21 protein-coding genes are annotated in these 23,707 nt (G+C 54.7%); 11 read left to right on the top strand and 10 right to left on the bottom strand.

The annotated features are described in order from the left end of the window. Positions 1-31: 31 nt before the first annotated feature. From BN3911_RS00780 to trhA, 4 genes are all read right to left on the bottom strand, one after another. A complete protein-coding gene (locus tag BN3911_RS00780; protein WP_066860500.1) occupies positions 32-1,330 on the bottom strand; it encodes an alanine/glycine:cation symporter family protein in 1,299 nt (432 codons plus the stop codon). Continuing rightward, positions 1,323-1,871 carry an N-acetylmuramoyl-L-alanine amidase family protein gene (locus BN3911_RS00775; RefSeq protein WP_066860017.1) on the bottom strand — a complete coding sequence of 183 codons (549 nt, stop codon included), beginning with the start codon at positions 1,869-1,871 and terminating at the stop codon, positions 1,323-1,325. Before BN3911_RS00775 ends, BN3911_RS00780 begins: the two co-directional genes overlap by 8 nt. A 50-nt stretch (positions 1,872-1,921) precedes the next feature. Next, a complete protein-coding gene (locus BN3911_RS00770) occupies positions 1,922-2,803 on the bottom strand; it encodes a polysaccharide deacetylase family protein (RefSeq protein WP_242871047.1) in 882 nt (293 codons plus the stop codon). Between the two features lie 196 nt (positions 2,804-2,999). Beyond that, positions 3,000-3,695: a PAQR family membrane homeostasis protein TrhA gene (gene trhA / locus BN3911_RS00765; RefSeq protein WP_082941989.1), complete on the bottom strand. Its 696-nt coding sequence runs from the start codon at positions 3,693-3,695 to the stop codon at positions 3,000-3,002. A 491-nt stretch (positions 3,696-4,186) separates the two neighbouring features. On the opposite strand from trhA, the gene BN3911_RS00760 reads away from it, so the two are divergent. Next, positions 4,187-6,019 (top strand): ABC transporter ATP-binding protein, encoded by a 1,833-nt coding sequence (locus BN3911_RS00760; RefSeq protein WP_066860495.1) that lies wholly within the window; start codon positions 4,187-4,189, stop codon positions 6,017-6,019. Positions 6,020-6,335: 316 nt separating this feature from the next. Continuing rightward, positions 6,336-8,180: an ABC transporter ATP-binding protein gene (locus BN3911_RS00755; RefSeq protein WP_066860492.1), complete on the top strand. Its 1,845-nt coding sequence runs from the start codon at positions 6,336-6,338 to the stop codon at positions 8,178-8,180. On the opposite strand, the gene BN3911_RS17325 is transcribed toward BN3911_RS00755, so the two are convergent. Next, positions 8,165-8,335 carry a hypothetical protein gene (locus BN3911_RS17325; RefSeq protein WP_187127656.1) on the bottom strand — a complete coding sequence of 57 codons (171 nt, stop codon included), beginning with the start codon at positions 8,333-8,335 and terminating at the stop codon, positions 8,165-8,167. The two genes, BN3911_RS00755 and BN3911_RS17325, sit on opposite strands and share 16 nt — an antisense overlap. A gap of 46 nt (positions 8,336-8,381) precedes the next feature. On the opposite strand from BN3911_RS17325, the gene BN3911_RS00750 reads away from it, so the two are divergent. Both BN3911_RS00750 and BN3911_RS00745 read left to right on the top strand, forming a co-directional pair. Next, on the top strand, positions 8,382-8,597 hold the full coding sequence (locus tag BN3911_RS00750; protein WP_066860011.1) for a helix-turn-helix domain-containing protein: 216 nt from the start codon (positions 8,382-8,384) through the stop codon (positions 8,595-8,597). Positions 8,598-8,957: 360 nt separating this feature from the next. Further along, positions 8,958-9,278, top strand: a complete 321-nt coding sequence (locus BN3911_RS00745; RefSeq protein WP_147578475.1) for a hypothetical protein — start codon at positions 8,958-8,960, stop codon at positions 9,276-9,278. A gap of 275 nt (positions 9,279-9,553) precedes the next feature. On the opposite strand, the gene BN3911_RS00740 is transcribed toward BN3911_RS00745, so the two are convergent. From BN3911_RS00740 to BN3911_RS00720, 5 genes are all read right to left on the bottom strand, one after another. Next, positions 9,554-10,528, bottom strand: a complete 975-nt coding sequence (locus BN3911_RS00740) for an ABC transporter ATP-binding protein (protein WP_066860005.1) — start codon at positions 10,526-10,528, stop codon at positions 9,554-9,556. Next, positions 10,521-11,534 (bottom strand): ABC transporter ATP-binding protein, encoded by a 1,014-nt coding sequence (locus BN3911_RS00735; RefSeq protein ID WP_066860002.1) that lies wholly within the window; start codon positions 11,532-11,534, stop codon positions 10,521-10,523. The genes BN3911_RS00740 and BN3911_RS00735 overlap by 8 nt, the downstream gene beginning before the upstream one ends. Before the next feature lie 6 nt (positions 11,535-11,540). Beyond that, positions 11,541-12,479, bottom strand: coding sequence for an ABC transporter permease (locus BN3911_RS00730; RefSeq protein ID WP_066859997.1), 939 nt, complete (start codon positions 12,477-12,479; stop codon positions 11,541-11,543). Position 12,480: 1 nt separating this feature from the next. Further along, on the bottom strand, positions 12,481-13,425 hold the full coding sequence (locus tag BN3911_RS00725) for an ABC transporter permease (RefSeq protein WP_066859995.1): 945 nt from the start codon (positions 13,423-13,425) through the stop codon (positions 12,481-12,483). Between the two features lie 385 nt (positions 13,426-13,810). After that, positions 13,811-15,556 (bottom strand): peptide ABC transporter substrate-binding protein, encoded by a 1,746-nt coding sequence (locus BN3911_RS00720; protein WP_066859991.1) that lies wholly within the window; start codon positions 15,554-15,556, stop codon positions 13,811-13,813. A gap of 786 nt (positions 15,557-16,342) precedes the next feature. Here BN3911_RS00720 and BN3911_RS00710 point away from each other — a divergent pair. From BN3911_RS00710 to BN3911_RS00675, 7 genes are all read left to right on the top strand, one after another. Then, positions 16,343-17,278, top strand: a complete 936-nt coding sequence (locus BN3911_RS00710) for a YihY/virulence factor BrkB family protein (RefSeq protein ID WP_066859985.1) — start codon at positions 16,343-16,345, stop codon at positions 17,276-17,278. A gap of 6 nt (positions 17,279-17,284) precedes the next feature. Beyond that, on the top strand, positions 17,285-18,577 hold the full coding sequence (locus BN3911_RS00705) for an RNA polymerase sigma factor (protein ID WP_066859983.1): 1,293 nt from the start codon (positions 17,285-17,287) through the stop codon (positions 18,575-18,577). 143 nt (positions 18,578-18,720) lie between these two features. Further along, entirely contained in the window at positions 18,721-19,146 is a 426-nt protein-coding gene (locus BN3911_RS00700) for a DUF3842 family protein (protein WP_066859981.1), read from the top strand. A gap of 225 nt (positions 19,147-19,371) precedes the next feature. Continuing rightward, positions 19,372-19,887 (top strand): NUDIX hydrolase, encoded by a 516-nt coding sequence (locus tag BN3911_RS00695; RefSeq protein ID WP_082941988.1) that lies wholly within the window; start codon positions 19,372-19,374, stop codon positions 19,885-19,887. Positions 19,888-19,917: 30 nt separating this feature from the next. Continuing rightward, entirely contained in the window at positions 19,918-21,249 is a 1,332-nt protein-coding gene (rimO, locus tag BN3911_RS00690) for a 30S ribosomal protein S12 methylthiotransferase RimO (protein WP_066859977.1), read from the top strand. 23 nt (positions 21,250-21,272) lie between these two features. Beyond that, on the top strand, positions 21,273-21,830 hold the full coding sequence (gene pgsA, locus BN3911_RS00685) for a CDP-diacylglycerol--glycerol-3-phosphate 3-phosphatidyltransferase (protein ID WP_066859974.1): 558 nt from the start codon (positions 21,273-21,275) through the stop codon (positions 21,828-21,830). A gap of 322 nt (positions 21,831-22,152) precedes the next feature. Beyond that, positions 22,153-23,571: a site-specific integrase gene (locus BN3911_RS00675; RefSeq protein WP_066859968.1), complete on the top strand. Its 1,419-nt coding sequence runs from the start codon at positions 22,153-22,155 to the stop codon at positions 23,569-23,571. Positions 23,572-23,707: the final 136 nt, after the last annotated feature.

The raw sequence follows: 23,707 nt of genomic DNA, 5'->3' as shown, positions 1-23,707 counted from the left end.
GCCACCCTCTTTTCAAAAATTTGTGAAATCTTTATGCAGAATGGATCGCTTTTCTCATCAGCGTTCTTTCCCGGGCGCATTCCCGGGGCACCTCTCCTGAAAAATAGAACAGCGCCAGCACATTGGGAATCGCCATCAGCCCGTTGAAAGCATCCCCGATCTGGAACACCGCCGTCAGCGGCAGTACGCAGCCCAGAAAAGCAGCGGCGGCGTAAACGGCTGCAAACAAGTTTTTCCCCTTTCCCCCCGTCAGATAGAACAGCCCTTCCCTGCCGTAGCAGCACCAGGCCAGCGGCGTGGCCAGGGCAAACAGCGCCGTGCACAGCGATACCGCCCGGCCTCCCCATTCCCCAAGCGCCCCCTCGTAGGCAAAAAAGGTGAGCTGAGCCCCTTCCAGCATGGGGGAACGGCAGCACAGGATGCACAGCCCGGTAACTGTGCACATGACAATGGTATCCACAAACACCTGAAAAATACCCATACACCCCAGCTCCACCGGGCTTTTTCCCTGCACCTCTTCATAGGCGAAGGCAGCGCTGCCAAGCCCTGCCTCATTGGTAAACACGCCCCGGGAGACGCCTGTTTTCATGGCAAGCAGCATGCCGGCCGTACCGCCCGCCCCGGCACGCAGGGAAAACGCCCCCTCAAAAATCTGGCGGAAAGCCCCGGGCAGGTTATCCCGAAACACCCACAGCACTCCCAGAGAGGCCGCAAAAAAGAGCAGAGTCATGGCGGGCACCAGCTTTTCCGTAATTTTCACCGCAAAGCGCAGGCCGCCTCTGGCCACAAACAGCATCAGCACAGAAATCAGACCCGCGCTGACGTACACCGGAACGCCAAACTCTGAAAATGCCGCGGCGGCCGCGTTGGTCTGGGCCATATTGCCCATTCCCAGGGAGGAGAGGAAACAGCCCGCCGCGTACAGCGCAGCCAGCTTTTTTCCAAACCTTCCCGCCTTTTCTATGTAGCCAAGCGCGCCCGGCGCGCCCCGGTGCTTTGCCGCCAGCAGGTTCTCCGCAAACACGGTCATCATCCCCAGCAGGGAGGAAACCCACATCCAGAACAATGCCCCCGGCCCGCCCACGGTGATAGCCGCCGCAACCCCCACGATGTTCCCCGTGCCGATGGACCCCGCCAGCGCGGCTGTCAGCGCCTGGAACTGCGTCACCCCTCCGTTTTTCCCCCTGGATCCGCACAGAGAGGCCCTCATCCAGGTAAAAAAGCAGCGCACCTGGAAAAATGCTGTGGAAAGGGAGAAATGCACGCCGGCCGCCAGGATCAGGCCCAGCACATGCCAGCCCCACAGCAGGCTGCTCAGCGTCTCAAGCATCCCGGAAGGGAACCCCGAAGTATTCACAGACAGACTGCGCCAGATTCCTGGCGATCCCTTCGATATTGTTGGTGATCCACACCTCATCCTGGGGATTGTCGTGATAGGCAAGCTCCACCAGCACCGCAGGGGCGTTGGTCTTGGTCAGCTCCGCCAGTGTGGTATTGGGTACCGTGTCCACCAGTCCCGGCTCGGGATAAATTTTTTTCAGGTTGTCTGCAATGATGCCGGCCGCCCGCTTCCCCTTTTCGCTATATTGGTAATAATAGACATCCGGTCCCTTAATTTTCCCCTCCAGCTCCGGCGGGGCTGCGTTGGAGTGCAGCGCCAGATGCAGGCCGTAATAGCCGCTGTTGGAATCCCGGATAGAGGTTCCCACACTGGTATCCGGCGTATTCCGGCTGTATTCGATTCCGCTGGCAGTGAGGTAGGGGATCATCGCGTCGGTGATCCTGTTCATCCAGTACTGTTCGTCTCCCCCGTTGGGATATTTGTTGTAGGGCTGTGTGGAAGGGCTGAGAAAAATTCTTGGTGCCTCCATAAATCAATACTCCTTTCTCTTGACAGCTGCCGCATCAGATATGACGCCTGTCACTTCAGATGCATCTTTTTCTCAAAGAAATCCGCAGAATGACCGCCGGACACACGGAGATAACGTCCCAGGCCGAAAAGGGATTCCGGGTCCCGGGTGATTTTACTGATGTGCTCCTCACAGGACAGTGTGGCGGAAAACCCCAGCTTTCTGACAATTTCCGGAGTCCCCTTGCTTACGGCTCCAAAGGGATAGACAAATGTGGTGGGCCGCATCCCCACATGCTGTTCTATTTTTTCCTGGGCTGTCAGCAAGTCCTGGGAAAGCATGCTCTCATATTGGGTCTCCGTCTCTCCCGACACTTTTTTCACCCCCAGCCGGGACCCGTCACTCTTGTGCAGGTTATAGCTGTGATTCTGCACCTCTACCAAGCCGGATTCCGCCATCTCCTGAAGTTCTTCCCAGGTGGCGTGAGAGTAATAGGCATTCTCGTCCGGCGTGTCGGTGTACTGGTCCGCGTAGTAGCCGATGGGAGAGATGACAAATTTGCATTGATACTGCTTTGCCAGTTCAAAAGCATAGAGGTAATTGTTATAATACCCGTCGTCAAAAGTGAGAAGAACAGGCTTTTCCGGCAGTTCCTTTCCCTGGGTATACGCAATCAGGTCGCTCATCAGGATCGTGGTATAACCGTGCTTTTTCAGGTACTGCAGGTCGTTCTCAAATTCAGCGGGGGAAATCACATATTTCCCGTGGCGCGCCTCATCCTTTAATAAGGAGTGGTACATCACGATTGGGATTTCCACCCCCTCCTCCGATGTGACCGCGCTCACTGTGATCACGGCTGCGCAGCACAGCGCCAGGGAAACCAATACCGCTGCCGCCACCTTTAAATTGATCTTCACCAGCGCATACATTCTCTTTCTTTTCTTTTGCTCCAAACAGACCACCGCCCCGGTACTATTTATAGTCCCAAGGCGGCGTTTTTATTCCCGGCTCCAGTCAAAGTTGTCCTCACCGCGTTTGCTTGGAACAGGCACGGAAGTTAACTGAGGCGGAAAGGGGAACAATGGCTTTAACCCGTAAAGAGACCCCCGTCCGCTTTCAGCGTGAACAGGGGTCTCTCCATTTCTTTATTTATTTTACAATTTCATAGACACAGATGGAGTGCAGCACACTGCCCGCCAGCACAAACAGGTGGAACACCGAGTGCATATAGGGTACCTTTTTCCCCACTCCATAGAGGACGGCTCCCACGGTAAATGCAATGCCGCCCGCCAGCAGGCACCAGAAGCCCAGGGCGCTCACATGGGCCATAAAGGTTTTCATGGCAAACACTACAACCCAGCCCATGGCAAGGTAGCAAACCATGGAAACCCTTTTGAACCGCTCCACACTCACCGCGTTAAGGACTACCCCCAATACCGCCGCAGCCCAGACCACACCAAACATAGTCCAGCCCAAGGCTCCGCCCAGACAGACCAGGGTAATGGGCGTATAGGTGCCGGCAATCAACAGAAAAATGGTGCAGTGGTCCAAGGAACGGAATACCACCTTGGCCTTGTTCAGGCCCAGCCCATGATAAATCGTGGAAACCGTATAAAGCAACACCATCATCGCTCCATAAATGGAAACAGAGACGATCTTGAGCGGCGTTTTCTCACAAAAAACCAGCAGCAGCGCCAGCGCGGCTATCGCAAACAGCGCCGATACCCCGTGGGAAACGGCGGAGAACACCTCTTCCCCCAGCGTGTACCTGGGAAGCCCCAATACGCTTCGCTTTCGGGCTCTGTCTTCATTTTTTTCTTTTCTGCTTTTCTCTGCGGTATTCATCCCAGCCGCTCCTTTCCTGTTCTTTATTTCGACACAAATTCTAAATGATGTAGTATTTAAAACTAGATTAATTGTATTATAACGCTGTCCCCCTAAAAATACAAGGGGTAACTTTTGGAGGAAACCTTGCAGTATCCTTCAGGAGACATGTGAAAAAGATTCCAGCATTTTGCCCTTTTCTGTTGACTTTTTCGCGGTGCCGTGGTAGAGTGGCAGTACCGTCATTCTTCCAAAAAATAGGCGTGCAGCCGTGAACGCACGCCGTACAGCGCGGCGTCCAGCAGACGCCTCGTCTGGTTTGGTGTGCCTGCTGAAGTTTTCAACAGGCCTGCCAAGCAGTTGTGGAAAGGGGACGGCGGCCTTTTCCGGGGAGAAAGGCCGCCGCTTCCTTCTTTTTCGTTTTCCCGCTTTTTTGGGAATGGAAAACGGGCCTGCAACCGGCAGGTCCGGCGCCGGAAGAGTCCGGCGTGTCTGTGTGTGAGAGGTATGATATGAAAAACAAAAAGACCCAAAAGCAATCCAATATCCTGCGGTTCTATTCCTTTACAAAGGGGTTCCGCGCCAAATTCCTGATCTCCGTGCTGATGGTGGTAGTGGCGGTCATCGCCAACTACATGACCCCTCAAGTGATCCGCGTAACCGTGGATTCGGTGATTAACGACAATCCCTTTAACCTGCCAGGCTTTATGTCCTCCTGGATCGACGCTATTGGCGGCAGGGAAATGCTGCGCACCCACATTGTGATCTGCGCGGCCATCTCCCTCTTTTTCGCCGCTCTTTCCGGGCTGTCGAACTATGCTTCCCGCATGAACCTGGCCCGTGCCTGCGAGGGTACGGTGGCAAGAATCCGCGACACCCTGTTCGACCATATCCAGCATCTGCCCTACGCCTGGCACAATACCCATCAAACCGGCGATATCATCCAGCGCTGTACCCAGGATGTGGATTTGGTGCGTAACTTTGTGAGCGACCAGCTGATGGAATGCATCCGCACCGTGCTGCTGATTGCGGTTTCCCTGGCGCTGATGTTCTCCATGAACGTGGAACTCTCGCTGCTTGTCACGGCGTTTCTGCCCGTTGTCATCGGCATCTCCCTGGGGTTTTATGTGGTCACCGGCCGCCGCTTCCGTGTGGCGGACGAAACTGAGGGCGAACTCACCGCGCTGGTGCAGGAAAACCTCACCGGTGTACGGGTTGTGCGCGCTTTCGGGCGGGAAAAGTTCGAAATCGACCGCTTTAATCAGAAAAACGAGTATTTTACCAACCTTTGGGTAAAGCTTGGAAAGATCATGGGCGTCAACTGGGGCCTGGGAGATTTTATGGCCGGATTCCAGGTGCTGGTCATCATCGTGGCAGGCGTGTTCTTTGTGGAACGGGGCACCCTCACCGAGGGGGAATTCCTGGCCTTTACCGCCTATAATTCCATGCTGGTCTGGCCGGCCAGGAACCTGGGCAGGCTCTTGGGGGAGCTCAGCAAAACCACCATCAGCTCCACCCGCCTGTTCGACATCCTGGACGCAGAGCAGGAGCGTGACTGCGACGCCCCTGTAAAGCCGGACATGAACGGCGACATTGTGTTCGACCACGTGAACTTCGGATATTCCGATTCCAGTGAAGTGCTCAAGGACGTTTCCTTCACCGTAAAGGCGGGTACCACCTTCGGCATTCTGGGAGCCACCGGCAGCGGAAAATCCACGCTGATGTACCTGCTGGACCGGCTGTACGAACTGCCGGAGGGCTGCGGTACCATCACCGTCGGCGGTGTGGACATCCGGAGGATCGACCTGGCTCATCTGCGCAGCCATATCGGCATAGTCCTGCAGGAGCCTTTCCTGTTCTCCAAAACTTTCCGGGAGAGCATCTCGGACGGCGCAGCCCGGCACGACGAAGAGACGGTGCGCCACTACGCACGGCTGGCTGTCATCGACGACGCCATCGAAAACTTCTCTCAGGGCTATGATACTCCCATCGGCGAACGGGGCGTGACCATCTCCGGCGGCCAGAAGCAGCGCGTGGCCATTGCCCGCATGCTGATGCAGGATACCCCTATCAAGGTGTTCGACGATTCCATGTCCGCCGTGGATATGGAGACAGACGCCAAAATCCGGAAATCCATCCAGCATAATGTGCATGGCACCACCATCCTGATCGCCCACCGTATCACCACCCTGATGAACGCCGACCAGATTATGGTTCTGGATCACGGAGAAGTGGTTCAGCTGGGCACCCATCAGGAGCTCTCTCAGCAGGAAGGCATCTATAAGAGGATTTTTGATATGCAAAGTGGAAAATCGGACCCCGATTTTCCACAGGAAGTTTCCTGAAAGGCTGAACAAGAAAGGCCGGGGCGCCGCGAGGCGGGCCGTCAGCCCCCTCCGGGCAGCCCCGCGGCATAAAAAGTTTTTCGCCAGCCTTTTTTCAAAAAGGCTGAACAAGAAAGGCCGGGGCATCGCGAGGCGGGCCGTCAGCACCCTCCGGGCAGTCCCGCGGCATAAAAAGTTTTTCGTCAGCCTTTTTTCAAAAAGGCTGAACAAGAAAGGCCGGGGCATCGCGAGGCGGGCCGTCAGCACCCTCCGAGCAGTCCCGCGGCATAAAGTTTTTCGCCCGCCTTTTTTCAAAAAGGCGGAAAGGAGTTGCACTATGGAACTGACACAACAAGAAAACAGAAAGGAAAAATTCTCGTCGCTGAAAACGTGGGCCAAGCTGATTCCCTTCTTGAAGCCCTATTCCCGAAACATGGCGGGTATCCTGATTCTGATGCTGGTAAACGCGGGCATCGATATCTCGTTCCCGCTGCTCTCGGGATATGCGGTGGACCAGTTTGTCACCCCACGCACCAGCGAAGGTCTTACAGGCTTCGCTGCCCTGTATATGGTTCTGGTGGTCACACAAATGCTGTGCACCATGTTTTTTGCCAGGGCGGCGCTGAAGGTGGAGATGTACCTGGGCAGGGATTTAAAGAAGAAACTGTTCACCCACCTGCAGACTCTGAGTTTTTCCTACTATAACACAACGCCCGTGGGCGTGATCATGGCAAGAGTGATGAGCGATACCAATAAAATCGGCTCAGTGTTCGCCTGGAGCCTGGTAGATGTCTTCTGGAGCGCCACCTATGTGATCGGCTGTATGATCGTGATGCTGTTCCTCAATTGGAAGCTTGCTCTGCTGATTATTGTGGTGGTGCCCGCCATCGCCCTGCTGACCCTTTACTTCCAGAAGAGAATCCTGCACATCAACCGCCAGGCGCGGAAGATCAACGCGGAGATCACCCGGCACTATAATGAAGGCATCTCCGGCGCTAAGACCTCCAAGACATTGGTGATTGAGGACAAAAACACCGAGGCTTTTCAACAGGTGACCGGCCGCATGAAAGATACCACTGTGCGCGCCGTGATGCTCAACGCCGTGTATGTGCCCATCATCGGCTTTCTCACCGCCCTGGCCGTGGCTTTCGTCATCACCGGCGGCGGCAATATGGTGCTTTGGGGCGATATCGGCATCGGCGAGCTGACCATCTTCATGAACTTTGCCCTGGTCATCGCGGACCCGGTGCAGACCCTGGCCCGTACCATCTCGAACTTCATCTCCACCCAGGCCAATATCGAACGGGTTTCCGCCCTGCTGGAACTGGAGCCCCAAATTCAGGATACCCCTGAGGTGATTGCCCGGTACGGCACCTCGCTGGAGCCGAAAAAGGACAACTGGGAGCCGCTGGAGGGACACATCACCTTCGACGACATCACCTTCCGCTATCCGGACGGTACAGAAAATGTGCTGGAACATTTCAGCCTGGATGTGCCCGCAGGCACCACCGTGGCCATTGTGGGGGAAACAGGCGCCGGAAAATCCACCCTGGTCAACCTGGCCTGCCGGTTCTTTGAGCCTACAGACGGGAGAATCCTCATCGACGGCAGGGATTACCGGGAGCGCAGCCAGCTCTGGCTTCACAGCAATATCGGCTATGTGCTGCAAACGCCCCACCTGTTCTCCGGCTCCGTCAAGGAGAACATCCGCTACGGCAGGCTGGACGCCACCGACGAAGAGATCGTGGAGGCGGCAAAGCTGGTAAACGCCCATGATTTTATTCTACATATGGAAAACGGCTATGACAGCGATGTGGGCGAGGGCGGCGGTCAGCTCTCCACCGGTGAGAAACAGCTGGTCTCCTTCGCCAGGGCGATTCTGGCCAATCCAAAAATTTTTGTGCTGGATGAGGCCACTTCTTCCATCGATACCAAAACCGAAGCCCTGATCCAAAACGCCATTTCAACCCTGCTGACGGGCCGCACCTCTTTCCTGATCGCCCACCGCCTGTCCACCATCCGCAAGGCAGACCTGATTCTGGTGGTGCGCGGCGGCAAAATCATCGAGCAGGGCACCCATCAGGAGCTTATGGAACAGGACGGCTATTACGCGGACCTCTACCATAAACAGTTCGAAAGCGAGACCGCGGAACGTGTCTTCGCCCCTCAGGAAAAAGCATAGGCCAGGGCATGGTTTTCGGCTGAAATTTGATCTGCTGCGTGCCAATTAAACGATGAAACCGGATAAATTTCCCCATCCAGCGGCAAACTTGCCGCTGGATGTTTTTTCGTCAAGGTACAGATCTCTATTATACCGATTATTATCGATATATCCATATCCCTTTTATACACGTAAAATAGGGGTTTCGAAGGGGGATATAAAATGGTATCCTATGAGCCCTTGTGGAAAACAATGAAGCAGAAAGATATAACAACATACACATTGATTGGAAAGTATAAAGTATTGTCAAAAACTATCTACAACTTAAAGCACAATAAGCACATCACCACAGCGACATTGGAAAAATTATGCAGGATATTAGAATGTACTCCCAACGACATCATCGAATTCACCAATGAACCACAGGGCAAAAAATAGAAGAGTGATATTCCAAAGCACTGCGTTGGAATATCACTCTTTTCCTTTTTATGGCGCTGTGCAGGTTTACCAAGCCCCTGGCGATCAAAGGCGGCGCGCCTCTTTTATACACTGTATGTGACGGCAAAAGTGATGAAACAATCTTAATTTGCAGGATAACGGCTTTCCAATTGTCCCGGTTGCAGAGCCGTAAAATACTCGGCGGTATATTTTTGCAGTCCATTGGCTGACACCAGTACCCAAGGAAAAGAACGTTGACGAAACCTGTAGAAATATGAAGCATGACTTTTGTTGACGAAAGCGGAATCCCGTAATATAATGAAAAAAAGTGATAATTTGTCACAACTAGAAGGAGTGTGTTTGATCATGGTGAATTACGAGCGGCTCTATCACGCCTGTGTCCTGGAAAGTTCCAGGCTCATCGACGTCCTTGACGCACGGGCTAAAGAAAATCCAGATTCCCGCCAAGGATGCTTTGAGGCTTCCAGCAGGCTTCAAAAGCTGCTGCTGGAATGGGAAGAGCAGTACATAGAAGAGGTAGAAGACACCCCTCCGGTCAAGGCTCTGCCGTTTGAACCCTGCCTGGGCGCAGTAACGCGACTCCGCGTCCCTCCAGTCTGGCTCGGCAGAATCGGCAGCCTTCTGCTAGTCTGCCTTTTCTCCTTACTGGCCGTCTTCTGAGGTACGGTCCAGAGGCTGGACGCCAAAAGCCCGCAATCCATTCTGTTTCGGTCAAAAGGGATCCCCGTCACAATTCCGAATTCGTCTGCTGTGATAGGATGGAGAGCACGACCCCAGTACGGAAACAGCAGTGGGTTTGTACCTACGGACGGTCATCCTTCCCTTGATTGTATCGGTACATTTCCCTCCCGGCAGGTTTCTCCGGAACGAGATGCGCAATGCGAAAAGGCCAGCCGCAGATTTTTTTCTGCAGCTGACCTTTTTTCTTTGGCGGCTTATTTTTCAGATTCTACCAGGTGGCAGGCCACATAGTGGCCCGGCCGGACTTCCTTCAGAACCGGCTTCGATTCCTTACACTTGTCGCAAACCATGGGGCAGCGGCCCGCAAAGTTGCAGCCCTTGGGCGTATTGATGGGGCTGGGCACGTCCCCGGTAAGGATCTGCCGCTGTTTCTGCGCCTCCTTGCTGGGGTCCGGAATCGGCACCGCGGAGAGCAGAGCCCTGGAATAGGGATGCAGCGTATGGTGGTACAGCTCGTCTGAGGAGGCCAGTTCCACCACATTGCCCAAATACATAACGGCAATCCGGTCGCTGATATATTTCACGATGTTCAGATCGTGCGCGATAAAGAGATAGGTCAGGCCCAGCTTTTCCTGCAGGTCGTGCAGCAGGTTGATCACCTGGGACTGAATGGACACGTCCAGCGCGGAGATGGGCTCGTCGCAGACAATGAATTCGGGCTCGATGGCCAGAGCCCGGGCAATGCCGATTCTCTGGCGCTGGCCGCCGGAAAACTCATGGGGGAACCGGCTGGCATGCTCCCTGTTCAGACCCACCAGCTCCAGCAGCTCATAGACGCGCTCCCGGCGCTTTTGGGAATCATACATCTTGTGAATGATCATGCCTTCCTCGATAATGGAGGCAACCGTCATTCGGGGATCCAGGGAGGCGTAGGGATCCTGGAAGATGATCTGCGCCTTTTTGGAATAGTTGAAGCGGTCCGAAGCCTTTTTCAGGTCTACATTTTTACCTTTATAGGTAATTTCACCCTTGGTCGGGGTATAAATCCCCATAGCCACACGGCCCAGGGTGGACTTTCCGCAGCCGGATTCTCCCACCAGGCCCATGGTTTCGCCCTTCATAATGTCAAAGGTCACGTTGTCCACGGCTTTCAGGACACCGCCGGAAACCTTAAAATACTTGCAGATTCCATCCAGAGTAATCAGCTTTTCTGTCAATTCCTTAGGCATCCGCTTTGTCCCCCCTTTCCTCCGGGCTGGGGCAGTCCTCATGGAGCAGCCAGCAGGCGGCATAATGTCCGTCGCCAACCGTGAACTCCGGAGGCTGTTCCTCATGGCAGAGCTTCATACAGTGAGAGCACCGGGCCGCAAAGGCACAGCCCTTGGGCGGCGCCAGCAGGTCGGGCGGCGTGCCCGGAATGGACACCAGCTTATCCTTCTTATCCGCGTCCACAGAGGGAAGGCTCTTCAGCAGCGCCTGGGTATAGGGATGGGCGTTGCGGTAGAAAATGTCCTCACAGGTGCCCATCTCCACGATTTTACCCGCATACATCACCGCAACACGGTCAGCCATGCTGGCCACAACACCCAGGTCGTGGGTGATCAGGATGATGGCGGTGCTGGTCTCTTCCTTAATTTCCGCCAGCAGATCCATGATCTGGGCCTGGATGGTCACATCCAGGGCCGTGGTGGGCTCATCGGCGATGAGCAGCTTCGGGTTGCAGGAAAGCGCCATGGCGATCATGGCCCGCTGCCGCATACCGCCGGAAAACTCATGGGGATACTGGTCGGCCCGCTCCTCGGGGTTGGGGATGTTCACCAGCTTCAGATATTTAATGGCTTCCGCCTTCGCCTCGGATGAAGAGAGCTTCCTGTGGTGCTTGATGGCCTCCACAATCTGCTTTCCCACCTTCATGGTGGGGTTCAGGCAGGTCATGGGGTCCTGGAAGATCATGGCGACTTCGTTGCCGCGGATTTTCTGCATTTCTTTTTCAGACGCCTTGACAATGTCGTGCTCGCCGAGCCGTACATCCCCGGCGGGAATGCGGGCAGGAGGCATGGGGTTCAGCCTCATGATGGTCTGGGCCGTCACGCTTTTGCCGCAGCCGGATTCTCCGACTACCGCCAGCACCTCTCCCTCATCCAGGGAGAAGGTGACGCCGCGCACCGCCTGTACTACGCCTGCGTATGTGTCGAAGGACACGTGTAGATCCTTGATTTCCAATACTTTACTCATATGCTGTTACCTCCTGAGGCGCGGGTCAAATGCATCGCGCAGACCGTCGCCCAACAGGTTGAAGGAGAACATGGTAAGGCTGATGCACAGCGCGGGGATGATGAGCTGGGAAGGATAGGTGCGCATGGCGGCCGATCCGGCCTGCGCCAGCATGCCCCACGAAGACAGCGGCACCGGTACGCCCAGGCCGATATAAGAGAGGAACGCCTCTGTAAAAATTGCGTTGGGGATGGACAGCGTCAGATTGACGATGACCACGGAAAGAGAGTTGGGAAGCAGGTGCCGCAGGATCAGCCGGGGAGCGTTTGCGCCGAGGGCCTTCGCTGCCACCACAAATTCCTGCTCCTTCAGGCTGATGACCTGCCCGCGCACCAGACGGGCCATACCGGTCCAGCCTGTGGTGGCATAAGCCACAACAATGGTCATCAGACCGGGCGGCAGGATCATCATCAATAGGATAACCACAATCAGGTAGGGAATACCGTTGATGATTTCAATGATACGCATCATCACGTTGTCCACGGCGCCGCCGAAATAACCGGAGATGCCGCCGTACACCACGCCGATGATCAGGTTGCAGATCACCGCCGCAAAGGCGATGAACATGGAAACCCGGCCGCCTTCCCAAAGGCGGGTAAACAGGTCGCGGCCCAGACTGTCCGTGCCGAAGATATGCATCTGGCCGTTCTGGTCACAAGTGGAGAACAGGGGCGCGTTGGTATGGGTCAAATGCTGCTCTCTGCCCTCAAAGGGGGAAACCAGCGGGAAAATCAAAGAGGCAAGAATCAGCAGGATGATGATAATGGCGCAAACCAGGGCCACCTTGTTTTTAACCAGCCTGCCCATAGCGTCCCGCCAATAGGTTACGCTGGGACGGGCCATGCCCTCGCTCTCTTCCGCATTGGGGCCGACCCATTGAAACCGGTTTTTGTCGATTTTCTCCATGCTACGACCCCTCCTTTCCCAGTTTGACTCTCGGATCGATAAATCCGTACACCAAGTCGACCACCAGATTGCAGGCGATCAGCAGGCCGCCGTACAAGATCGTGGTACCGGAAATGAGGAAATAGTCTGTCTGCTGTACACTTTGGACAAAGTACTTGCCCATTCCGGGAATGGCGAAGATGTTTTCCACCACAAAACCGCCGGTGAGGATGCCCGCTGTGATGGGTCCCAGCACCGTAACTACCGGCATGATGGCGTTGCGCACCGCATGCCGCCAGATAATCCTCTTATTGCTGATACCCTTGGCACGGGCCGTCTTGATGTAGTCCGCTCCCAGCACGTCCAGCATACTGGTACGCATCAGCCGGGAGATGGTGGCCAAGGAACCGAAGCCCATGGCAAAGGTAGGCAGCACCGTGCTGGCAAAGCCGTTCCAGCCTGTCACCGGAAAGAGCTTGACACCGGTCCACTGAGGCAGCTTCAGGCCCAACAGGAACTGCAGGAACGAACCCACGATAAAACTGGGCACCGAAACGCCCACCAGCGCTATGATCATCGTGAGCGTATCCCACGGGGTACCTCGTTTTACCGCGGCGATAATGCCCAAAAGCACACCGCCCACAAACGCAAAAATCAACGCCCGCATACCCAGGTCGAACGAGACGCTGAACGAGCCCAGCAGAACATCGGTGACCGCTCGCTTCGTCACCATGGAATCACCTAAATCACCGTGCAGGCAGTTGCCGAGATACATCAGATACTGCTCAAACACGGGTTTGTCCAAGCCATATTTTGCCTTGATGCTGGCCAAAACCTCTTCCGGAACCTTTTTCTCGCCCGTAAACGGGTCGCCAGGCAGAAGCTGCATGGTAAAGAATGTAAGCGTCACAAGCACAAACAAGGTGAGCACCGCATACCCCAGCCTCTTCAGGACATATTTTGCCATATGGCCTGTCCCCCTCTCATGAATTATTTCTCTGGTAAACTTGCAGATATGATGGTATTATAGCACAAAACCTCAGTTTACCACAAGAGTTTTGCCTGAATTTACAATTTTCTTCCGCCCTGTACAAAACTTTCAAAGAACCTCTGTGCAAGGCGGCGGTCTATAAGGAAATGTGCCAAAACGACGCCTCCCATTCCCAGGGAATTCCCAAGAAGCCGCCCTTGGCACACTGCATTTTCCAATTTAAGGAACTGACAGAAAAATATTCTTTTCCGCCACCACAAGGAAAGGATTCCCTGAAAATACAGTACGGTGTGGCGCCGTTTTGAAGCGGTCCACACCGTAGCAGTATCTCAGTTTCGAGTAAGAATCCGCTTTCGGAACTTTACTTCAGGGTGGTATAGGTGAAGTTGAAGTCCGTAAAGGTGGTTCTCCAATAACCGTTGTTGATCTTGCCGCTGGTGACATAGTCGCGCATTCTCCAGTAGACAGGAGCGATGGGGCACTCGTCGGCAATGAGCTTCTCGCAGGCGAGGAAGTTCTTCTGGCGGAGCTCCAGATCATTGGTGGAGCCTGCCTCGGCAATCAGCTTGTCATACTCGGGGTTAGAATAATCCACAGAGTTGTTGCCGTTGCCGGTAACCCACATATCCAGGAAGGTCATGGGGTCGTTGTAGTCGGGGCCCCAGCCGGTGAAGTCGAGGGCATAGTCGCGGTTGTCGCGGGCGTCGGACTGAGCCTGAGTTGTCATGGGGTTCACGGCAATTTCGATGCCCAGGTTGGTCCGGAACTGCTCCTGGAAGAAAGCGCCCTGCTTGGTGGCGTCGTCGCTGTTGCCGGTGTTCATGGAAATCTTGGAGGCAGCCTCTTCAGAGGTGATGCCCAGCTCTTCCAGACCCTTGTTCCATGCTTCCTTGGCAGCGTCGGGATCAGCATTCTTCTTGAACAGTTCATCGTACTCGGCAAGCACATCGTCGCGGAAGGGAGTGCCGTTGACGCCGTTAACGCCGGTGGTGAAGCTGGTGGCAACCTGGTTGCTGCCCTTCGCAATGGCGGCGATAAAGGCCTCGCGGTCAATAGCCAGAGAGAGGGCCTTGCGGATGTTGGCGTTTGCAAGCACCTCGTTGTTGGTGTTAAACAGCATGTGGAACTCAGCGCCGTCACTATAGGACTGAATGGGATAGTCTTCGTTGACCATGATCTCACGGCTGTCGGCATTCAGGGTGCAGACGTCGAGCTCGCCTGCCTGGAAAGCGTTGAGCTGGGCGGCGGAATCGATAATCATCTTGCAGTTGATCTTATCCAGCTGCACCTTGTCGGCATCATAGAAATCGGGGTTCTTGACCAGCACGATGCTGTCGTCATGAGTCCAGGATTCCACTTTAAATGCGCCGTTGGTGTTGAAGTACTGGGCTTCGGTCATATACTTGTCTGCGCCCACTTCTTCATAGAACTTCTGGTTCACGGGAGCCAGAGAACCGAAGGAGAAGGTGAACAGGGCGTAGGGGGTGGGGCCTTCCAGGGTGACTTCCAGCTCGTAATCGCTGACAGCCTTAAAGCCCACGTCCTCAATGCCGCACTCGCCGTTATAGAACTTTTCGCCGTTCTTAAAGATATAGGCGAAGTAGGCGTAGTTGGAGCCGGTGTCCTTTGTGAGAAGCTTTTCCCAGGCAAAGGTGAAGTCCTTGGCGGTAACGGGTTCGCCGTTGGTCCACGTCATGCCCTCGCGGAGCTTGAAGTTATAGACCAGGCCGTCGTCGGAAATGGTCCACTCGGTGGCCACACCGGGCACAACCTCGTCATTTTCGTCCAGCTGAACCAGGTTGACCATGTAGTGCTTCGTCAGAGCAAAGCAGTGGCTGTAGGTCTCCACCAGGGTGTTCAGCTTTTCCTCGGCGCCGAAGTTGATGGTGATCTCATTGTCACCGGGGGTGCCGGGATATGCCATATTGTCGGAAGCAGGGGTGGACTCGGCGCTGTTTTCACCGGTGCTGCTTTCGGCTGTGCTGCTTGTACCGGAATTTGCAGGCTTGCTGGCGGTGGAAGACGTGTTGTTGTCACCGCAGGCTGCAAACGTGGTGCAAACCAGCGCAAGTGCCAGGACCAAGGCCAGGATCTTGCTGCGTTTCATGATGATTCCTCCTGAATTAATTTTTAGGAAAGTGAATTCCTTGTGAATTTTCCCTTCACCAAGAATTCACGATATTCATTATAATACACCACCATGCCGGGTATTACAATCGTCAAAGATAGAAATTTCGCAATTTTATATTTTGGTCTTTTTGTCGTTTATGCTGAAAACAGCAGGTTTTTACCCTTGTATTTTCTAAATAAGTTTCAACCCTGTAATCATTTCTCAGGACTGTTCCAGACTTTCCGGTTTTACAAAATAGAGAGATTTTGCAATTTCTATTTTCGAAATTTGCAATTTGAGGAATTTTGCTTTTCAAACTCAACGGGGATTCAGAAGCTTTCCCCTGTTTCCGCAGGAATCGTCAAAACACGGCAGGAAAAATCTATGGCAAAATCTTCTTTTTATATGGTATAATAACCGCAGAAAGCCTGTAGCGCGTGGGGTTGGCCGAAAAACCGCAGAGACCAAGAGGCGCGACATGCCCACCGCAGGTGTGGTATAATATATAGAAATCATAATTTGTAACGCGTGTGGTCGGCTGAAGAACCACAGGGGTGGGATGCGCGGCTTGCCCACCGCAGGTGTGCGGAGTATTAAATATAGGATATAACAGCCGGCAGTCATCCGGATAGACGGAATCATGCCTGCAAAGACTTACAGCATGGATGAAAATCCGGAAAAGCACAATTTCAGCCGCATTCCCGCTATCAGGAACTGCGCCGGAACAGTCAGCCCTACTCTTTCTGCAGTTCGCTTTCCACGGGAGAAAGGAGACGCCAGCTCATGAAGAAGCTATTAAAAAAGCATGTCCTCTGGTTTATGGAGCATGTCGCAAAGGACCGCCTGGATTCCACCTCGGCCCACGGCGCCTATTTCATTATCATCTCCTTTCTTCCCTTCATCGCCTTTCTGCTGACCCTGATGCAGCAGATCCATTTTTCTTCCGGAATCCCCGTGATCGAAGCCGCCCTGCAGATCTTTCCGGACAGCGTCGCTCACTATATCCAGGGGCTGCTGCCGGACCCCATCACCTCCTCCGGCGTGCTGCCGGTAGCGGTGATCGCCGCTCTCTGGTCCTCCTCCATGGGCATGGTAGCCATCATCAAGGGGCTGGACCACATTTTCGACGTGGAGGAAACCCGGGGTTATATTCGCCTCAGGATCGTAGCAGTGGTGTACGTCATCATCTTTGCCCTGGTGCTCATTCTCACGGCGGTTGTTCTGGTGTTCGGCTCCACCATCTATAATTATCTGCTGACGAAGACCCCGCCCTTCTTTGCCACGCTGTTGATGAACTTCAAATCCCTGGCTGGTTTTGTGCTGCTGTTTGCATTTTTTACCCTTATGTACAGTTGCGTGCCCCGCCGCCGGGTGCGGTTTGTGCATAACCTGGCGGGCGCCGCTTTCAGCGCGGCAGGCTGGGTGTTGTTTTCCTTCTTCTTTTCCCTTTTTGTGGAAAACTTCTCCAACTTTTCTGTCTATGGGGGCCTTGCAACCCTTGTCACACTGATGTTCTGGCTTTTTTTCTGTATGTACATCATGTTTTTGGGTGCCGAGGTGAGCATGTGGCTGGAGCACAGCGGTATCGGCCAGGACCTGCGGGACCTGCTGGGCCGAAAGAAAACCCGTGCCGTAGCCCCTGCGTCCAAAATTAAGAAAAGCAGGGGAAAGCGCGGCCGCGCCAGCAACACAAAATCCCCCAACACTTTGAAGGAGTGATCTTTTTTGGCTTCCTTTTCCGCCAAAAGCAAGGACCTGGAACCTGTATATGCCCAATTCTCAGGCGACCTCTTTGCGCTGTGTTTTTTTTATACCCTCAGAAGCAACGAGGCCACAAGCCTGATGCAGACCATCTTGTCGGATATGGCGTACCGGGAAAAAACCTTCCGTCTGGCTTTGCAGGGGCGGGAAGGTTTTTTCCGTGCGGCCTATGGCGGCTGCATGGATTATTTTCTGCGCAAGGCGCGAAAAATGCCGAACGCGGAGGAGCTGCGCAAAGCAAACGTGCCCTTTCCTCTGACGGACTCACTGCTTTCCCTGCTGCAGCTGCCCTACGGCAGCAAAGCCCCCCTGTTCTTCGTCCTGCGGCTGGGCCTTACCGAAGAGGAGGCTGGGAAGCTGCTGGACCGCAGCCCCGCCGCTGTAAGGCATGGCCTGGATAAGGCCCTGAAGCGGGCAGGGCTCGGCAGAGAAGAGGCGGAAGCCGCTTTGGCGTCCCTGTCTGTGGGCGACAGCGCCTTGCAGCGGGTGTGGGACCGCTTTGAGATGGAACGGAGCGAAGACGGCTTCGAGGGCAAGCAGCGGCTGCGTTTTTTCAAGCGCCGCATGGATCTGGCGGCTCCCTGGGCGGCCCTGGGGGTTCTGGTATTTTGCGGGTTTTGCTATCTTGGGGTGCATTACGGCTGGTTCAACGGTATCCCCTATCTCTCTTCTTCCTCCTACCGCAGCCAAATGGAGCCAGACCCCTCCAACGACCCGCTGAAAGAAATCAACGACTACCTGAATCCTTCTTCTCAGACAAGCTCACTCCCGGAAGACCCCTCCGCGGAGCTCCCCCTGGAGATTTCCACTGTATCCGTGTTTGTGCCTACAGATACCGGCTTTACAGAATACAGAGTCAAGGACACCCCCGGTGATTTGACGGAGGTTGCGGCACAGATGGTGGCTCTGGGCGGAATGCCGGAAGGCGGGAAGCTGCTCTCCGTCAAGCTGGACAATCACGGGGAAGAGCATGCTGAGGGCAGCAGCGTTGTCTATACCATGGGCGGCACGTTGACTCTCAACCTGGAGTTCAACCGGGACACCGCCGACTACCTGGCAGAACCGGCCCATGAAACCATGCTGCGCGCCATGGTGGGAACCTTCGTCGCCTTTTATCAGGATCACAGCCTGGATGAGATTTCCTTCCAATGTGAAGGGGAGGAAATCCTATGCGGCAGCGCCAGGGCGCAGGATTTCCTCCCGGATAAGCTTCCTGTAGAAAAAACAGTAGAAACCAATTACCGTCCGGCTGTCTGATCTTTCGGACCCATAGAAAGACGGCGGCTGTGTGGAAGGCGGCAGAGCCGAGGCTTTGCAGAAGATGCCCTCACTTTGTTCGGCCCTCTTCTGCCGGGTGGAAATCTGCCCTGAACGATGACGCGACTAAAAAAGGAGAAGTTATGAAAAAAGTAGTGATTATAGACGGGCAGGGCGGCCGCATGGGTGCGGCCCTGGCCTCTCAGCTGAAGGCCGCAAACCTTCCCTCCTGCGAAATTGTGGCCATCGGCGCCAACTCGGCCGCCACAACCGCCATGCTGAAGGCAGGCGCAGACGCGGGCGCCACCGGTGAAAATCCCGTAGTGGTCAACTGCGCAGACGCAGACCTTATCACTGGCCCCATGGGCATTATCACCGCCAATGCCCTGCTGGGGGAAATCACTCCCAAGATGGCGGCGGCAGTTTCGGAAAGCAGGGCGCAGAAACTGCTCATCCCTGTCAACCGCTGCTCTGTCACCGTGGTGGGCGTAACTGAACTTCCCCTGGGGGAATACGTGAAGCTGGCAGTACAGAAGGCCAAAGAACTGCTCGGCGGCAATCCGCTCTGAAGAATGTGGACAAGCCGTGGAAGCCTTTCCAACATAGGCCGGGCTTGTGTCCTGGAAACGCAGTTCCAACAAAGCCGGGAGGCCTGACCCCCGTGCGCTACGGCGCTATAAAGGAAAAACTGCAGGAAATTTCGGGGAACCGCCCGGATTGCTTGCGGTTTTTTTTGATTTATGCTTTAATAATAGGGTTAAAGGCCTTTTGAATTTTGGCTGGGAGGGAATCCTTTGGAGCTTCTGGATATTTACGATGAGAACCGCCGGAAGACCGGCATGACCCGGGAGCGCAGCAATCCCCTGCAGCCGGGCTGGTACGACCTGGTAGTGGTGCTGATGGTAGTGGATCGGAAAAACAGGGTGTTCTGCACCAGGAGGAGCCCGGAAAAAAGCGCGTTTCCCGGCTGGTGGGAATCCACAGGCGGCGCGGCAAAAGCCGGAGAAGACAGCCTCTCCGCCGCCGTGCGGGAACTGCGGGAGGAAACCGGGCTGACTGTGGATCCCGGAAAGCTCACCCTGCTGTATTCCTGGAAAGGCCAGGGGTTTTTCCGGGATGTCTTCCTCGCCCGTATGGACTTTTCCCTGGAGCAAGTGGTTTTTCAGCCGGGAGAGACCGACGGCGCGCAGTGGTTGCCCTTTGAGGAATGGGAGAAAAAAGCCATGGATGGTCATGAGCCCTATCTTTCCCCAGTGCCTCCCGGCCCTCACGAATTTTATAAGCTCCTCCGGAACCATTTGCAAAAATAACTTCCCGCAGGGGATGAAAGGAACGATCCTATGTCAATAAAAGTAGGCATGATCAGCCTGGGATGCGCAAAGAACCAGGTGGACGGTGAAATGCTCATGGCTTCGCTGCAGCAGGCTGGTTTTGAGCTTGTGGACGACGCGGCTCTGGCGGATATCGCCATTGTGAACACCTGCGGCTTTATAGAGAGCGCAAAAAAGGAATCCATTGAGGAAATTCTGGAACTGGCCCAGCTGAAAAAAGAGGGGCGGATCAAGAAGCTGGTGGTGACGGGCTGCCTGGCGGAACGCTACCGGGAAGAGATACATAAGGAACTCCCAGAACTGGACGCCGTTCTGGGAATCGGCGCCAATGCAGAGATTGCCGGCCATTTAAAACGGATGATGGAAGGCGGATTTGTAGAGGCTTTTCCGGAAAAGGAAAAAATGCCTCTTTGCGGCGGGCGCGTGCTCACCACCCCCAGTTATTTCGCCTATCTGAAAATCGCTGAGGGCTGCGACAACCGCTGTACTTACTGCGCCATTCCTCTCATCCGGGGCGGCTACCGCAGCAGGACCATGGAAAGCATCGAGGGAGAGGCTCGTTTTCTGGTGCAGAACGGCGCCAAAGAGCTCATCCTGATTGCCCAGGATACCACCCGCTACGGAATCGACCTTTACGGGGAATACTCCCTGTCGAAGCTGCTGCGCAGGCTGTGCAAAATTGACGGCCTCCATTGGATTCGGGTGCTCTATTGCTATCCGGACTCCATCACCGACGAGCTGCTGGACACAATGGCCTGTGAAGAGAAAATTGTCAAGTATATGGATATTCCCCTGCAGCATGCCTCTGGAAAAATACTGAGGGCCATGAACCGCAGAGGAGACCGGGAAAGCCTCACCTCTCTGATGAAAAGAATCCGGGAAAAGGTGCCCGGCGTCATTCTCCGCACCACCCTGATCACCGGTTTCCCCGGAGAAACCAATGAGGATTTCACGGAATTGATGGAATTTGTAAAAGAGGTCAGGTTTGACCGGCTGGGCTGCTTCGCGTACTCTCAGGAGGAGGACACACCCGCCGCAGAGCTGCCGGACCAGATCGACGAGGATGTGAAAGAGCGCCGCGCCGAAATCGTCATGCAGGACCAGATGGAAATTATGGAAGAGCAGGGCCAGCGCCTGGTCGGCCAGACCCTGGAGGTGCTGGTAGAGGGCTTTGACCGATACGCGGAATGCTGGTTCGGCCGCTCCGCCATGGACGCCCCGGATATCGACGGCAAGGTGTTCTTCAGCGTTTCGGAAAAGAAGCCGGTCCTGGGATCTTTCGTCAAGGTGGAAATTGAAGACTGCATGGACTGCGACCTCACCGGCCATCTTGTACCCTGAGTACAAAAGGAGGACCTCTTATTATGAATCTGCCCAATAAGCTGACCGTGCTGCGCATCTGCCTGGTGCCGTTTTTCGTCTTTTTCCTGCTGGCGGACTTTGTGCCCCACCGCTATCTGTTCGCCCTGCTGCTGTTCTGCGCCGCCTCCTATACGGATCACCTGGACGGAAAGATCGCCCGGCGAGATCACCTCATCACCAATTTCGGGAAACTCATGGATCCCCTGGCGGACAAAATCATGGTCATGGCAGCGCTGATCTGCCTGGTGAAGCTGGACCTGGCCTCCACCGTGTGCGTTATCCTCATCATGGTGCGGGAGTTTGCCGTCACCTCCATCCGCCTTCTGGCCGTAGAGCAGGGGCGGGTGATCGCTGCCAATAACTGGGGAAAGCTGAAAACCGTGTCTCAAATGACGGCCATCATCGCCATTCTGCTGATGCAGTACATCTCCTCGCTGGTTCCCGGCATTCTGGCCGGCTGCATCATTGCCGGAGAAGTCCTTATTTTGATAGCCACCTTTTTTACCGTGGTATCAGGGATCATCTATATCAAGGATAACCGGGACGTAATCAGAGGCTGATACGTGGAGAACAGAACCTATCTGCGGGTCGTTTCCTATCCCTCAAAAATACTGAAACAGGCCTTTTTCCTTTTTAACAGGAAAAGGGCCTGTTTCTTTTTAAAGCCTGGGCCCTTAAAACCGAATATGCCGGGTCGGTATCCGGAAGCAGAGCCTTTTACGCTGGACTCAGTTGAATTTTTGTTGAACCGTATTTTCCCTTGACAATGTGTATTTGAGTGACATTTTCCACTCTTTCTTGACAGGCCGCCCCCTTCTCCCTAGAATGACAGGCAGAATTCAGAGCGGCCCGGCTGACGGGCCGGAAAGGAGTCAATGGGGAATGGCAAATATACAGCCGAGAAGGAATAAAAATGGAACAATCGTCTCCTACAGTATTCGCGTGTACAAAGGAAGAGATCCAAATACAGGAAAGCAGCTCACCCCTTATTCCACCACTTGGCGGCCTCCGGCCGGCTGGAGTGAAAAACGGATTCGGAAGGAAGCGGAACGGCAGGCGGTCCTCTTCGAAAAAAAATGCAGGGAGGGCCGTATTTTTGACGGACGGGTAACCTTTGGGGAATATGCGGAATATGTCATGCGGCTGAAGGAGCAGTCCGGAGTGAAACACCTGACGCTGCTGCACTACCGGCAAAATCTTGACAGAATCCTTCCTAGCCTAGGCCGCTTGAAGCTGACCGATATCCGCCCGCAGCATCTGAACCTCCTCTATGAAGAGCTGTCAAAGCCCGGCGGCAGGAAAAACAGCGACCGGGCGGTAGCCCGTCCCGAATTGAAAGAGGTGCTTCAAAACCGGGATCTGGGCCATAGAATCCGCGACCGATATGGAAGAGAACTGAGGTTTGACACAGCTTTGCAGGGGAAGCACGTGTCCCTTGTCACGGCACAGCGGATGGCGGACACCCTGAATCTGCCGCTGGAAACCCTGTTCCGGATCGAACGTGATTTGACACCCCTTTGCAGCAGGACCATCCGAAACTGCCATCTGCTTGCGTCCGGTATCCTGGGTCAGGCGGAACGGGAAATGCTGATTCCCTACAATCCTGCTTCCAGGGCCACACCTCCCAGGGTAACCCCCAGTTCGCCGAATTACTACCAGCTGGAGGTAGTGGAACAAATTCTCAGCGCGTTGAACCGGGAACCCATCAAGTGGCGGGCGCTGATTCAGCTGCTGCTGGTGACAGGCTGCCGCCGGGGAGAAATTCTCGGCTTGAAGTGGGATAAAGTGGACTCCCTGAACCGGCAGATCACCATCGATTGTACACTGCTCTATGCCAGCGACCGTGGCGTCTATGAGGGGACACCCAAAACCAAAGGTTCCATTCGGAGCATCAAGCTTCCGGAACAGACGGTGGAGCTGCTGGAAAGCTACCGCTGCTGGCAGGAACAGCAGAAACGCCGTCTGGGCGCGGAATGGACCCCATCCCCGTTTGTTTTTACCGGAGAGAAAGGAGGACCGATGAATCCTTCGCAGCTGGGCAATTGGCTGGACCGTTTCGCACGCCGCCATAACCTGCCTCATCTCAATCCTCATGCTTTCCGCCACACCATGACAAGCGTCCTGTTTTTCAACGGTGTGGACAGCGTCAGTATCAGCCGCCGCCTGGGACACGCCAGCGTCTCCACCACTACCAATCTCTATAGCCATGTAATGGAACAGGCGGAAAACCGCATCAGCGACTGTGTGGCAGATGTGCTTCTCACTTCGCAGAAAAAACGGCGAAAAAAGACGAACAGTTGAATTTTTCTTGAATTTCCACCTCTCCCTCTCAAAGGCTATCCGCCAAAAGGACAAGAAAAATCCTAGCATTTCTGCAGGAGTTTCCTTCCGCTGGTTGGAGTCTATAGATAACTTCAACTCGCGTGGAAAAGAAGCC

Source organism: Neglectibacter timonensis (assembly GCF_900048895.1).
Classification (GTDB): Bacteria; Bacillota; Clostridia; order Oscillospirales; family Acutalibacteraceae; genus Acutalibacter; species Acutalibacter timonensis.
The sequence above is the reverse complement of the archived record's forward strand: the minus strand, read 5'-3'. Positions and strand labels throughout refer to the sequence as shown.